This window comes from Dactylosporangium sp. NPDC005555, from assembly GCF_040605635.1.
In the GTDB taxonomy this organism is placed as follows: Bacteria; Actinomycetota; Actinomycetes; order Mycobacteriales; family Micromonosporaceae; genus Dactylosporangium.
Window position 1 is genome coordinate 1 of the sequence record NZ_JBEXDG010000117.1, and the last position, 12,809, is coordinate 12,809.

Below are 12,809 nucleotides of genomic sequence, written 5' to 3' on the forward strand. Positions count from 1 at the left end.
CGGCACCGCAGCACACCCTGCGGGCAAGACCGGGACCGTCCCGTCGCAAGACAGGACAACCACATGAGCGCCAAACAGCACTCAGTGGAAACGGCATGGACACGTCATGGCTCACCGACCCGGACGGGTAACGGATCGAGTTCGTACAATGGCCGCCCGGACATTAGGAAGGCATGTCCGCGGGCGACTTCACCTGACGGTCAGATCCAGGCGAGCGGCCACAGGAAGGTCGTCGGCGTGATGCCGTCCACCTCGGTGAACGCCGGGACAGGCTTCGCGGAACCGTCGGCGGGCGCGGTGAGCCAGCCGTTGCCCGTCCACAGCAGCAGCTTGCCGCCGTCGGGCGAGGCGAACGCGCCGATCAGTCCGCCGAGCGGCGGCTCGGCCAGGACGGGACGCAGCGTGGCGGTGTTCTTGGCGGGATCGACGGTCACCGCGACCACCGCGCCGTGCACGGGCCGCTTGTCGGCGAAATCGGCGACGCACCAGACGGTCGTGGCGCCGGGGCGGGCACCGCACTCGTACGGCGGGTAGTCACCGCCGCCGATGCCGCCGTCGGCGAGCCGGGCGTCGGGCGAGATCGCCCACTGGACGACGACGCCGTCCTTCGTGGTCGCCTCCCCCAGCTGGTGCGGGTCGCCGAGCGCTGTCGTCTCGCGGCGCGGCTGCTCGCCGGGCCTGGCCGGATCGGCCGAATACCACAGTTCGGAGTTGTCGTCGACGTCGCGCGGGACAGCGTTCGCGACCACGCGGCCGGTGCCGTGGTCGAACCACCCCACGATGTACCAGTTCTCCGGCAGGTCCGGCACCTTCCAGCTGGTCTCGTCCTCCCAGTGGCCCCCGCGTCGGGCCTTGACCGTCACGACACCGTCCCCCATGGCGGCCGTGAGGTCCCAGTCCTTGCTGTGATACCTGCCGTACCCCCAGCGGGGCGTGTACCAGTCCTTGGCCCGGACCGCGGGCGTCATCGGCTCGGCGGGATCGAGGCCGGTGTCCTCGTCGTCCGCCTCGGCCTGCGACCAGATCCGCTTGCCGGTGGCCGGGTCGATGACAACCAGCACCCGGTGCTCCCGCCGCGCGTCGGCGACGACCGCCAACAATCCGGCCGGCGGTCGCCCGTCCGTCGGGACGGCCCGCTGTGCGGCCTTCGCCGACGGTACCGCTGCGGAATCCCCCGCATCGCTGTCGCAGCCCGCGGTGAGCAGCACCGCCACCGCCACGCCAGCCATCCAGTGCCGTTTGCTCATGTGTATCCCCCCGGGTCCGGAAGGACTGTATAGGTTCAGCGCATCGCCAGTTGCCCGGCGCGTGGCGGCCGGCTGGAGTATCGGATCAGGGCGTCGATGCCCCGGCCACCGAGGAACGACAGCCAGGCGAGCGGGACGCCGAGCGGGCCGTCGTACCAGAACACCCAGCCGCCGGCACCGATCACGAACGCCTCTTCACCCCGCTGCTGGCCGACGCGGCCCGGTTCTGTCGGCACGCACCCGGTGACAGGTGGTTCACCGACGAGACCTATGTGAAGGTCAACGGCGTCTGGCGGTGAGGGTGCCGCCGCCGTCCGAGGCTGGCCACCCAGCCAGGCCGCGACGAGGAGGCTGTCGCTCGCCGTTACTTACGCGACGCGGGTGGCGCCATAGGTGGCGGCGACCAGGAGTACGACTCCGCCGAGACCCACCGACCAAAATGGGCCCGCACCGCCGTTCGCGTCTCCCACCCGGCCGGTCGGGTCCTTCGGGTCGTACCGGATTGGCATTTGCGCGCCCACCTTGACCTCGGTTTCATCGCCCGGGTTGGACACGTCGGCCTGGACGGTCTTTCCGTCGGCGGTGGTGAACCGAACCGTTGCGTGAGTACCGCTCTTGCCGTAAGACACCGCCACGACGTCGCCCGTTGCGACCAGTCCACGTTCCTGCAAGATCCGATGGTCGTAGTACATCTGGAGCGCGATGAACACGAACACCACCCCGGCGACGGTGGCGCAGGCGACGCCGGCCCACCCTTTCGTGTTGGCGTACGGCGCGCTATGCCGTGGGCGGCTTCGGCCGGGCAGCGTGGGATGGCGCATTGACGGTCGGGCCGGCCCCTTTGCCTGGTCGCCCGACGGCAACCGTCGTTGCCGCTCTCGCTTCCCTGACATGCGATCATTATGTGCGCCGTCCGCACGTTGCAGACGTTGCGATCACTCGCGAGCCGGCCACAGCACACGGCGCGTCCCGCCCTGTCGCAGCGCAGGCGTACAGCAGCGTCGTACAGCGACTACTCGAACCGAACCGCGACGCGAACGACCAAGACAGCCCGCCTGACTGCGCCGCAGCGTGGTGTAGCGCATCGCTCCGCCCGGGCGGAAACCCCACACCCTAGCCGTTGTAGACCGCGACGGCACGCACGGGGAACGACGCCATCGCGCGTACCGGCGCAGGGAGGGCGGTCAGGCAGGCCCCGGTATCGGGTACTGATTCGAGGTTGGTCAGGTGTTCGATGATCGGGATGTCGGCGCCGAGCAGCCGCTGGTGGGCGGGCCGTTCCGGGTCGGCCGGGTCGTCGATGTTGAGCGAGTCGATGCCGACGAGCGCGGCGTTGGCGTCAACGAGTTTGTCGACGGCGTCAGCGGCCAGGTGCGGGCAGTCCAGGTCGAGGTAGCGGGATGTGGCCCAGTGATGGGCCCAGCCGGTGTGCACCAGGACAGCGCGTCCCCACAACCGGTCGGGGTTGCCGAGGTCGGCTGCGGTCACTGAGGTCCGGCCGAAGGCGCGCACAATCGTGATCGATACGTTGACCAGCCGTTCGAGTGGCAGGTGTGCGAGGTCGGCCTGGTCGGCGTGGTAGTGGTACGGCGCGTCGAGGTAGGTGCCGGTATTGCCGAGCAGGCCCAGCGACTCGATCTCGAACGAGCGGGTGAGTATTCCGGCGGCGATCTTGTGCGACAGGTCCACGATCACGATTCCGAGTTTACGCAGAGTAGCGACGTCAGGGCTCCGGCAAGACAGCGGAATGTCGCGGGGACTCAGCTGTCGTGCTGCGCACGACCTGGAGGCTTCCGGCACTGCTTGTCCGCGGTTCGTGGCCGGGCCAGGGCGTGGCCCGGCCACCACCGGACCGGTCGACGACCAACACGCCCCGGCCGCGGGTGGGCTCCTTCGCGGCTACGACGTCGCGTAGACCCGCTCGACGAACTCGGCGAGCCGGTGATCGTCGAGGTTGCGGGCCAGGTCCGACTCGCTGATGATGCCGACCAGGCGGTGGTTCTCGATCACCGGCAACCGCTTGACCTGGTGGTTTTCCATCACAGACAGCACCTCGCTGACGTCGGCCGTGGCTTCGACCCAGAACAACCTCTCCTGGGCGAGATCACGCGCCGTCACTTCGCGGGGGTCGCCGCCTTCCGCGATGCACCTCACGGCGATGTCGCGGTCGGTGATGATGCCGTGCAGCCGGTCGTCCGCGCCGCAGATCGGCAGCGAACCGACACCGAGGTCGCGCATTTTCTGCGCGGCGGTCGCGATGCTGTCGTGCTCGCCGACGCACTCGGTGCCCGGGTGCATGATGTCCCTTGCCCGCCGGGTCAGGCCCGGTCGAGCCGACAATTTGCGTAGCTCCTCCGCGTGGGTGTCCAAGGCGGCAAGCTTGCCGGCCACGGCCTCATGCGTTGCCGTTCCGGAGTGCTCGGCGTAGTACGCCTCACCAAGCTCCCGTAGCAGCTCGGTGTGCCGCCGCTGTGCCCGTATGAATTCGATTCGCTCCCGGCCGCGCGCCACGCCACGCTTGGCGGACGCCCTTGCCCTGTCGAACGTCGTCATCACCCCTCCTTTCCTATACAGCCACCTCTGCGATGTAGCCAAAGCGGGAGCCAGTGGAGTGGGCCTCTCGCCTGCAACGCTACGACGTCAGGCGGCAGTGCGGCCAGGATCAGGATGTGGGACCGGGCTCGCGCCGAAGGCCGGGCTCAGCTCTCCCTGCCGTGGAACCACTTCGAGTCGTCGAACGGCACGCCGACGGTCACCGCGAACCCGCCGCCGACGTCCCGGCTCGAGCACCGGTAGGTCCGGTCGGCGTGTTGGTGTATTTCTCATGAGCGGGGGTACTTCCTCGCCGACATGAAGACCTGTCACCCGCAGCCGTCGGGTCAGGACCCCGCGCCGCTGCACCTCTGGTGATCCGGTAGGTCTGATATGGGCTCCCGACGGGATGGCCTGTTGACGTTGTTCCTGAGCGGCGACGTGATGCTGGGTCGCGGGATCGACCAGATCCTGCCGCACCCCGGTGACCCGGCACTGCGGGAGCGATACATGGACGACGCGCGCGACTACGTCGCCCTGGCGGAGGCGGCGAACGGCCCGATTCCCCGTTCCGCCGGCTTCTCCTGGCCGTGGGGCGACGTGCTGGGAGTGCTCGCCGATTCAGCGCCCGATGCCCGCATTGTGAACCTGGAGACGAGCGTCACCCGAAACGACCAGTTCGCACCCAACAAGGCCGTGCATTACCGGATGAGCCCTGCCAACCTTCCCTGCCTGATGGCTTCCCGACCGGACGTGTGTGTTCTGGCCAACAACCACGTGCTGGACCTCGGCCAGCACGGCCTCGAAGAGACACTCGAGGCGCTGGCCGACGCAGGGCTGCAGGTGGCCGGCGCCGGGCTGAACGCGAAGCAGGCAAGGCAACCCGCGGCCGTCGCCGTCAGCCATGGCGGCCGTGTTCTGGTGTTCTCGTTCGGGATGGCATCCAGCGGCATTCCACCGTGGTGGGTCGCAACCGACGACCGCGCGGGCGTCGACTTCGTGCCCGAACTCTCCGAGGACATCGCCGCGCAGATCACCAGCCGGATACGGCGACACAGACGCCCCGGTGACATCGTGGTCGCCTCTGTCCACTGGGGATCCAACTGGGGCTATGACATCCCGGACGAGCAGATCCGCTTCGCGCACGCACTCATCGACGGCGTCGTCGACATCGTGCACGGGCACTCCTCGCATCATCCCCGGCCGATCGAGGTCTACCGGGACCGGCTCATCCTGTACGGCTGCGGCGACCTCATCAACGACTACGAAGGCATCGGCGGCTACGAGGGGTACCGCGCCGACCTGCGGCTGATGTACCTGGTGTCCGTTGAGTCCACGGGCGCGCTGACCGGCCTGCGAATGGTGCCCATGCACACCAGACGCATGCGGCTGCACCGCGCCTCACCCGGAAACGCTGAGTGGCTGCGGGAAGTCCTTGACTCGGTCAGCGGCGGGTTCGGCGTACGGATCGACGCGACTGCACATGGCATGCTCGCGCTGCGCCGGCAATGATCGCACCGCCACGCCCCGGCATCACCCCCACGACCAGCGCGACCGGCGGCACCCGTTCGATGTCGATCGGCGTCAGCCAGCAGCGGCGTGAATCGCTGTATCCACCGGAACATCGGCGACGCTGAGCGCGACGGCCCTCGCGGACTTCTTCCGCCGGGCACAAGCCGAGAGCCGCAAGGGCGCTGAGCAGGCCAAGCATTTGTTGCGCGGACGGCTGGCCGGCTGACGGACATCCGGCGTTCAGGGCCACGCTCGATCAGGTGGGTTCCGGATTGGACGCGAGCTGGGTCAACAGCCGCAGAACCTGACGCAGGAGCAGGTACACCAGCGAGACGCTCATAGCCCGGATCGTCGCAGCCGCCAGCAGTCGAGCCACGGGCAAACCCGCACGCCAAAGCCGCTGTACCGAATTTACGAGCCCCGCATGCCGACAAGGTCGTCGCGGATCCGGATCTCGTGGTCGGCGGGCCGCTCGCCGCGGCACCGGTCCGACGCCACGAACACGGTGAGTAGGACCCGCTGCGACTCCTCGGTGACCTGTATCTTGTCCACGCGTTCACATGACGCGAACTGGATCATCACCAGGAGCTCGTGGCTGTCGGCGCCGGCCCGGGCACGACCAGCACGGACGGATGTCTCGGCAGGAACACGGTCAGGTCAGGGTGCAGTTGACGCCGGTCACGGGTTGGCTGGTGCCGTTGGCGATGAAGCCGAAGCTGGTGCTGCCGCCCGCGGGTATCGCCCCGTTGTAGGAGACGTTGGCAGCCGTTACCTGCGATCCGGACTGGGTGACGGTGGCGCTCCAGGATTGCGCGACGGTCTGCGTTCCCGCGAAGGAGAACCTGATCGTCCAGCCGGTCGACGGGGCCGTGCCGGTGTTACGCACGGTCACATCGGCCTGGTAGCCGCCGCCCCACGAGTTCGTCGTCGTCACCGTGGCGGTGCAGCCACCCGCCGACGAACGGCTGGGGGAGGGGGACGCCGACGGCGACCTGGAGGCGGAGGGAGAGACCGAGGCGGAGGCCGACGGGGACGACGAGGTGCCGCCGTTGGTGGTGTACGTCGTGGCGGTGTACGCCGCGCCGCACTGCGAGGAGCACGCCGCCGGCAGCGAGAACGAGTACTCGCGGCCGCCGGACAGCAGCGCGTCGGCGGCGTCGCGGACCCGGATGCGGAAGTCGGTGCCGCCGGACGTGGTGCCGCCGATGATGTACGACTGGCCCATGTCGCTGTTCATCGTCGCGGACTTCCAGGCGCCGTCGACGAAGTACTCCACGCCGTGGATGCCGTTGGGCAGCCGCGACACGGCGATCGCCGGCCACCAGCGCTGCGCGCCGGACAGGAAGCCGATGCGGATGTCGCCGCTGTAGGCCGGCGCGGAGATGAACTGCCAGGAGACGTGCCGGTTGTTCCAGTGCGACGGGTACAGGTCGCTCATCACCGTGCCGTTCTTCACGAACCGGTTCAGTGAGTCCTTCGACAGATCCAGGTGGTACTTGTCGTCGCGGCACCACGCGTTGGAGTCGCCGCAGCTGTCCGCGACGAGCATGTCGAGGGTGCCGTCGTTGTACGTGTCGGTCGTCCAAGAACCGTTGCGGCAGAACGGCTGGCCGAGCGCGCCGTCGTTCACGCCGGCGCAGTAGTCGCCGATCCTCACCCGCACCCAGCGGCCGCAGTTGTGGCCGTTGTTCCAGATCCCCATCTTGTCGGCCTGCGCGGCCGGCAGTGGCCGCGGGTAGAACGTGCTGTCGCCGGGGGTGTCGAAGACGTTGAGTGCGACGAAGTTCTGCGTCTCCAGCTCCGCCTGCGGCATGCCGCAGCCGCCGTAGGGCGAGCCGAGCCCGTCGAAGTACGTCGCGTTGCCGGTCACCGGCGCCGACGGCTCCGGCACCGTGGCCTGGGCCAAGGGCTGCAGGGCCAGCACGACGAGGGCGGCTCCGGCCGCGGCGATCGCCGGGACGGCCAGCCGGCCCCACAAGACACCACGTGCGTGTGTGGTCATGTCCGGGACGATCGGGCCGGGTCGCCCGTGGGTCAATCACGGGCGGTCCGGTGCGGCGCCGACCAGCGGCTCACCGCGAAACTTCCACCTCCGACCCCCCACACCGGCCTCACCAGGTTCGGATGGGGGTTTCGGTAAGCGCAACGTCCGGGGCACCGGCTGACAAGCAGCGAAGGAGCTGGCATGGGCAAGGTTCGACCCGGCCGCGCGGACCGGCGGCTGAGCCGCCCCGCGTGGTGGTTCGTCGGCGGGTACGGGCTGTCGGCCGTCGGCACCGGGCTCTGCTACCCCTTCCTGGCGATCTACCTGCACCAGTTCCAGGGGCTGCCGGCCGGGGAGACGGCGGTGCTGCTGCTCGTGCTCGCCGGCGCCGCGGTGCCGATGTCGGTGTACGGCGGTGCGCTCGTCGACCGGCGCTCGCCCAGGGCGGTCGCGGTCGGTGCGCTGCTGGTGCAGACGGCGGGGTGGCTGCTGCTGGCGGCCGGGCGCGGTTACGCGGCCCAGCTGGTGGCGCTGCTCGTCATCGGCGTCGGCACCGGACTGTTCCTGCCGGCCGTGATCCCGATCATCGCCAGGCTCAGCGGCAGCGAGGAGGCCAAGGTCCGCGCGATGTCGATGCGGTACCTGCTGCTCAACGTCGGCCTGGGCGTCGGCGGCGGGCTCGGCGGCCTGCTGCTGGGTGCCGCGACCGACGCCACCTACCGGTGGTTGTTCGCCGCAGACGGCGTCAGCTGCGCGCTGTACGCCGTGGTGATCGCAGTCTTCGTCCCCCTGCCGCGGGACGCCGACGCGGTCGGGTCCCAGCGCAGGACCCTGGCGCGGTTCCGGCCCGGGCGCAGCTACGTGCTGCTGCTGGTCGCGCAGCTGCTGCTGGTGACGTTCGGGATGGCGCAACTGGAGAGCGGCGTGCCGCTCGCCGTGCGCACCGACCTGGGCGGCTCCACGACGCTGGTCGGCGCCCTGTACGCCGTCGGCACGTTCGTCGTGCTGGTCGGGCAGCTGCCGGTGTCCCGCTGGATGGAGCGGGTGCACAAGACGCGTGCGCTGATCGCGATGAGCCTCGCGTGGGCCGGTGCGTGGCTGGTCGGCTACGCCGCGGGCGCCGTGAGCGGCGGGGCCAGGGTCGCGCTGCTCGTCGTCATGATGGTCACGTTCGCGCTCGGCGAGTGCGCCTACAGCCCGGCGTTCTACACGCTCGTGGAGCGGCTGGCACCGCCCGGCACCCTGGGCCGGGCCACCGGCGCCGCGTGGGCGACGTTCCAGGTCGGCAACACGGTCGGGCCGCCGGTCGCGGTGTACCTGATCAGCACGCCCGTCCCGTTCTGGCTGGTGCTCGCGGCCGCGGCGACGTCCGCCGCGGCGCTGGTGTTCGCCGTGGACCGGCGGATGCACGCGCCGGCGGAGCCGGACCGGACCCTGACCACCGTCGCCGGGTAATGCTGGTCCTCGATCCCATCGGTAACTAGCGTAGATGGTATGACTCCTTACATCGCCGACCCCGGTGCGTGGCAGGAAAGCTGGGACCTGCAGCAGGCCGCGTTCATGCCGGACCGGGAGCACCGCATCGCCGCGATGATCGACGCCCTGGAGGCGGTCACCGGCGACTCGCCTCGGGTGCTGGACCTGGTATGACCGGACTGCCGCCGCAACGCCGGTCTGGACGAAGCGCTGATCGGTCAACCGGCTTGCAGGGCGTCTCGGACCTGCGGTCTCCTCCTGTGCTACGGCGCCGCCGTTCAGGCCTGCTCTGCCGTTCAGGCGGCGGAGGTGCGGACCAGCGTTCTGATCTGGCGGAGCAGCACCGAGATGGCGGCCAGGTCGCCCGGGGACTCGCCGAACTCGCCGATGGCGTTGCGGGTGCGGGCGATCAATGTGGCGTTGCTCTGCTCCCACTCGTGGACGCGGGCCTCGGCGTCGTCGGGGGCCGTCGCGTTGAGGACCTCCGCCGTCAGGGCGGCCAGCGCGGCGTACAGGTCGTAGCGCAGCGCCATGCGGGCCAGGGTCTGCCAGCGGTCCTCGCGCGGCAGGTTGGAGATCTTCGACAGCAGGTCGTCGACCCGGAAGCGCTCCGACAGCACGTAGTAGACCGTGGCGACCTCGTTGACGTCCCAGCCGGTCTGCGAGGCGACCTCGACGATGTCGAGGAGACCGAAGCCGTACATGATCCGGGTCGTCGTGTCGGCGATCTCTGCCGGCAGGCCCAGCCCGCGCAGCGTGGCCGACTTGGTGTACAGCGCCTCGCGCTCCTGGCCGCGGAACAGCGTCTCCAGCTGTGGCAGCAGGCGCGAGATGCCGGGGCGCAGGCGGGCGATCTCGCCGGGGACGTCGATCGGCAGGCGCCGGTTGGAGACCAGCCAGCGGACCGCCCGGTCGAGCAGCCGGCGGGTCTCCAGGTTGACGGCCGTCTGCGCCTCCGTCGGGACCTTGTTGTCGAGGGACTCGACGGCGCGGAGGAGCTCGCCCAGCCCGTACACGTCCCGGGTCACCACGGATGCCCGGAGGATGTCGGCTGCGCCGGCCCCGGTCTCCTCGGCGGTGCGGTGGAAGAACGACGGGTCGCTGCCGTTGACGGCCTCGTTGACCACCTGCGTGGTGATGATCTCGCGGCGCAGCGGGTGCTCGGCCATCGCCTCCACGAAACGCTCCCGCAGCGGGGTCGGGAAATACTCCACGAGGACCTCGTTGGTCCACTCCTCGTCCGGTAGTCCGGAGTCGAGGATCTCGTGCTCCAGGACGATTTTCACGTAGGACAGCAGGACGGCGAACTCCGGCGGCGTCAGCCCGACGCCGGCCTCGGCCCGCGCGTCGAGCTCCTCGTCGGTCGGCAGCCCTTCCAGGGCTCGGTCGAGCTGGCCGCGGCGCTCCAGGTCGGCGATGAGCCGCTTGTGCACCGGCAGCAGCGACCGGGACTGGGCGCGGGCGTTGCCCAGCGCGATGGCCTGGTTGTAGTTGTCCTTCAGGACCAGCTCGCCGACCTCGTCGGTCATCTCGGCGAGCAGCGCGTTGCGGTCCTTCGGGTCGAGCGCGCCGTCGACGACCGCGCGGTCGAGCAGGATCTTGATGTTGACCTCGTGGTCGGAGCAGTCGACGCCGGCCGAGTTGTCGATGAAGTCGGTCGCGATGCGGCCGCCGCCGGGCGCGAGCGCGAACTCGATCCGGCCGCGCTGGGTGAAGCCGAGGTTGCCGCCCTCGCCGACGACCTTGGCGCGCAGCTCCCGGCCGTTGACCCGGATGTGGTCGTTGGCCTTGTCGCCGGCGTCGGCGTGCGACTCGGTGGTGGCCTTGACGTAGGTGCCGATGCCGCCGTTCCAGAACAGGTCGACCGGGGCCGACAGGATCGCGTGCATCAGCTCGTTGGGCGTCAGTGCGGTGTCCGCCGCCGGGATGCCGAGCGCGTCCCTCGCCTCCGGGGAGATCGGGATCGACTTCGCCGTCCGCGGGTGGACGCCGCCGCCGGTGGAGATCAGCGACCTGTCGTAGTCGTCCCACGAGGACCGGGGCAGCGCGAAGAGCCGGGCCCGCTCCTCGAACGACGTCGCGGCGTCGGGGTCCGGATCGATGAAGATGTGCCGGTGGTCGAACGCGGCCACGAGCCGGATGTGCCGCGAGAGCAGCATCCCGTTGCCGAACACGTCGCCGGACATGTCACCGACCCCGACCACCGTGAACCCGGTCGTCTGGGTGTCGACGCCGAGCTCGCGGAAGTGCCGCTTGACCGACTCCCAGGCGCCCCTGGCCGTGATGCCCATGTTCTTGTGGTCGTAGCCCGCCGAGCCGCCGGACGCGAACGCGTCACCGAGCCAGAACCCGTACTGCAGCGAGATCTCGTTGGCGATGTCCGAGAACGCCGCGGTGCCCTTGTCCGCGGCGACCACCAGGTAAGGGTCGTCGGGGTCGTGGCGCACCACGTCGGGCGGCGCGACCACCTTGCCGCCGTCGAGGTTGTCGGTGACGTCGAGCAGGGCAGAGATGAACAGCCGGTAGCACTCGACGGCCTCGTCACGGTCGCCCGGCTTCTCCTTGAGGACGAAGCCGCCCTTGGCGCCGGTCGGCACGATGACCGCGTTTTTCACCACCTGCGCCTTGACCAGGCCGAGGATCTCGGTCCGGAAGTCCTCACGCCGATCGGACCAGCGCAGTCCACCCCGCGCCACCGCGCCGAAGCGCAGGTGCACACCCTCGAACCGCGGCGAGTAGACGAAGATCTCGAACTTCGGCCGCGGCGCCGGCAGGTCGGGGATCGACTGCGGGTCGAGCTTGAAGGCCGTGTACGACTTCGGGCGCCCCTCCTCGCCGCGCTGGAAGAACGAGGTGCGCAGGGTGGCCTGGATGACGTGCAGGAAGGAACGCAGGATGCGGTCCTGGTCGAGACTGGTCACCGTTTCGAGGTCCTCGTCGATCGCCGCGACCATCTCCTTCGACCACTCCGACCGCGCCGTCTCGGACAACCGTAGCCGCAGGTCGAAGCGGGCCGTGAACAGGTCCACGAGCTTCGAGGCGATCGCCGGGTACTGCAGGAGCGTGGTCTCCATGTAGTCCTGCGAGAACACGGTGCCGGCCTGGCGCAGGTACTTCGCGTAGGCCCGCAGGACGACGACCTCGCGCCAGGTGAGGCCGGCCTTCAGCGCCAGGGCGTTGAACCCGTCGACCTCGGCCTCACCGTGCCAGGTGGCGGAGAACGCGTTCTCCAGGTGGGGGCGCACCTCGGTGATCGTCCGCGCGTCGGGCGGCAGTTGCAGCCCGAAGTCGTAGAGGTAGATGGTGCCGTCGGAGCGGACGATCTCGTCGGGCCGCTCGTCGGTGACCCGCACGCCGAGCGAGTGCAGCACCGGCAGCACGGCGGAGAGGATCATCGGCTTGCCGTAGCGGAGCACCTTGAACCGGATGTCGCTCTCGGCCTGGCGGCGCCGGTAGACGAGTATCACGAGCTGGCCGGGCTCGTCGAGCAGCTCCAGCTTGGCGACGTCCTGCACCGCCTCATTCGGCGTGTGGTCGTTTTTGTACGTGTCCGACAGCGCGCCGCCGTACCGCTGGTAGAGCAGCTTGGCCCGGTGCTCGTCCTCGAGCTTGCGCTCCAGCACCAGCCGGAAGTCGTCGTCCCACAGCCGGGTCGCGTCGGAGAGCCGCTCGGTGAGACGAGCGACGTTGATGTCGCCGGGTGGGTCGCCGGGCTCGGTGCGCACGATGAAGTGCACCCGGGCGAACTTGGACTCGCTGACCCGGGTGGTGTAGTCGACGCCGATGCCGTTGAGCTCGGCGAGCAGGATCTGCTGGATGCGCAGCCGGTTGGCGGTGGTGAAGCGGTCCCGGGGCAGGTAGACCAGGCAGGAGATGAAGCGGCCGTAGGCGTCGCGGCGCAGGAACAGGTGCAGCTGCCGACGCCCGGCCAGGCGCAGGACGCCCATGACGGCCCGGAAGAGTTCGTCGGTGGTGATCTGGAACAGCTCGTCGCGCGGATAGGTCTCGAGGGTCTCCATCAGGTCCTTGCCGGAGTGGCTGCGCGGGGACAGCCCCGA

General features: G+C 69.7%; 12 protein-coding genes and 1 pseudogene. 5 read left to right on the forward strand and 8 right to left on the reverse strand.

Annotated elements, in window-relative coordinates:
- Window positions 1–200: 200 nt before the first annotated feature.
- The gene (locus tag ABZS58_RS50140) at window positions 201–1,247 is read right to left on the reverse strand and encodes a hypothetical protein (protein WP_354791826.1); all 1,047 of its coding nucleotides are present in this window, start codon (window positions 1,245–1,247) and stop codon (window positions 201–203) included.
- A gap of 35 nt (window positions 1,248–1,282) precedes the next feature.
- Window positions 1,283–1,483, reverse strand: a complete 201-nt coding sequence (locus tag ABZS58_RS50145; RefSeq protein ID WP_354791842.1) for a hypothetical protein — start codon at window positions 1,481–1,483, stop codon at window positions 1,283–1,285.
- On the opposite strand from ABZS58_RS50145, the pseudogene ABZS58_RS50150 reads away from it, so the two are divergent.
- Window positions 1,433–1,540, forward strand: a pseudogene (locus ABZS58_RS50150) (IS6 family transposase); the annotation flags it as partial. The gene ABZS58_RS50145 and the pseudogene ABZS58_RS50150 overlap by 51 nt on opposite strands.
- Window positions 1,541–1,615: 75 nt before the next feature.
- Here the strand turns inward: ABZS58_RS50150 and ABZS58_RS50155 are convergent.
- From ABZS58_RS50155 to ABZS58_RS50165, 3 genes are all read right to left on the reverse strand, one after another.
- Complete coding sequence (locus tag ABZS58_RS50155) at window positions 1,616–2,140, reverse strand: DUF3592 domain-containing protein (RefSeq protein ID WP_354791827.1); 525 nt, start codon at window positions 2,138–2,140, stop codon at window positions 1,616–1,618.
- Between the two features lie 220 nt (window positions 2,141–2,360).
- Window positions 2,361–2,942: a cyclase family protein gene (locus ABZS58_RS50160; protein ID WP_354791829.1), complete on the reverse strand. Its 582-nt coding sequence runs from the start codon at window positions 2,940–2,942 to the stop codon at window positions 2,361–2,363.
- A gap of 204 nt (window positions 2,943–3,146) precedes the next feature.
- On the reverse strand, window positions 3,147–3,800 hold the full coding sequence (locus ABZS58_RS50165; RefSeq protein ID WP_354791830.1) for a CBS domain-containing protein: 654 nt from the start codon (window positions 3,798–3,800) through the stop codon (window positions 3,147–3,149).
- A 114-nt stretch (window positions 3,801–3,914) separates the two neighbouring features.
- On the opposite strand from ABZS58_RS50165, the gene ABZS58_RS50170 reads away from it, so the two are divergent.
- Both ABZS58_RS50170 and ABZS58_RS50175 read left to right on the forward strand, forming a co-directional pair.
- On the forward strand, window positions 3,915–4,043 hold the full coding sequence (locus ABZS58_RS50170; protein ID WP_354791832.1) for a hypothetical protein: 129 nt from the start codon (window positions 3,915–3,917) through the stop codon (window positions 4,041–4,043).
- A gap of 153 nt (window positions 4,044–4,196) precedes the next feature.
- Entirely contained in the window at window positions 4,197–5,291 is a 1,095-nt protein-coding gene (locus ABZS58_RS50175; RefSeq protein WP_354791833.1) for a CapA family protein, read from the forward strand.
- Between the two features lie 411 nt (window positions 5,292–5,702).
- Here the strand turns inward: ABZS58_RS50175 and ABZS58_RS50180 are convergent, their stop codons facing one another.
- Both ABZS58_RS50180 and ABZS58_RS50185 read right to left on the reverse strand, forming a co-directional pair.
- Window positions 5,703–5,843 (reverse strand): hypothetical protein, encoded by a 141-nt coding sequence (locus tag ABZS58_RS50180; RefSeq protein WP_354791835.1) that lies wholly within the window; start codon window positions 5,841–5,843, stop codon window positions 5,703–5,705.
- Window positions 5,844–5,943: 100 nt separating this feature from the next.
- Complete coding sequence (locus ABZS58_RS50185) at window positions 5,944–7,293, reverse strand: cellulose binding domain-containing protein (protein WP_354791837.1); 1,350 nt, start codon at window positions 7,291–7,293, stop codon at window positions 5,944–5,946.
- Between the two features lie 183 nt (window positions 7,294–7,476).
- Between ABZS58_RS50185 and ABZS58_RS50190 the strand changes: the two genes are divergently transcribed.
- On the forward strand, window positions 7,477–8,730 hold the full coding sequence (locus ABZS58_RS50190) for an MFS transporter (RefSeq protein WP_354791839.1): 1,254 nt from the start codon (window positions 7,477–7,479) through the stop codon (window positions 8,728–8,730).
- A gap of 39 nt (window positions 8,731–8,769) precedes the next feature.
- Window positions 8,770–8,925, forward strand: coding sequence for a hypothetical protein (locus ABZS58_RS50195; RefSeq protein WP_354791840.1), 156 nt, complete (start codon window positions 8,770–8,772; stop codon window positions 8,923–8,925).
- Window positions 8,926–9,047: 122 nt separating this feature from the next.
- Here the strand turns inward: ABZS58_RS50195 and ABZS58_RS50200 are convergent.
- Window positions 9,048–12,809, reverse strand: a 3,762-nt coding sequence (locus ABZS58_RS50200; RefSeq protein WP_354791841.1) for an NAD-glutamate dehydrogenase, incomplete at its 5' end; no start/stop codon positions are given.

Bases quoted from the DNA above. Each gene is read 5' to 3' on its own strand.
- ABZS58_RS50165 (WP_354791830.1), bottom strand. From the start codon at position 3,800: ATGACGACGTTCGACAGGGCAAGGGCGTCCGCCAAGCGTGGCGTGGCG.
- ABZS58_RS50185 (WP_354791837.1), bottom strand. From the start codon at position 7,293: ATGACCACACACGCACGTGGTGTCTTGTGGGGCCGGCTGGCCGTCCCG.
- ABZS58_RS50195 (WP_354791840.1), top strand. From the start codon at position 8,770: ATGACTCCTTACATCGCCGACCCCGGTGCGTGGCAGGAAAGCTGGGAC.
- ABZS58_RS50155 (WP_354791827.1), bottom strand. From the start codon at position 2,140: ATGTCAGGGAAGCGAGAGCGGCAACGACGGTTGCCGTCGGGCGACCAG.
- ABZS58_RS50140 (WP_354791826.1), bottom strand. From the start codon at position 1,247: ATGAGCAAACGGCACTGGATGGCTGGCGTGGCGGTGGCGGTGCTGCTC.
- ABZS58_RS50170 (WP_354791832.1), top strand. From the start codon at position 3,915: ATGTGGGACCGGGCTCGCGCCGAAGGCCGGGCTCAGCTCTCCCTGCCG.
- ABZS58_RS50190 (WP_354791839.1), top strand. From the start codon at position 7,477: ATGGGCAAGGTTCGACCCGGCCGCGCGGACCGGCGGCTGAGCCGCCCC.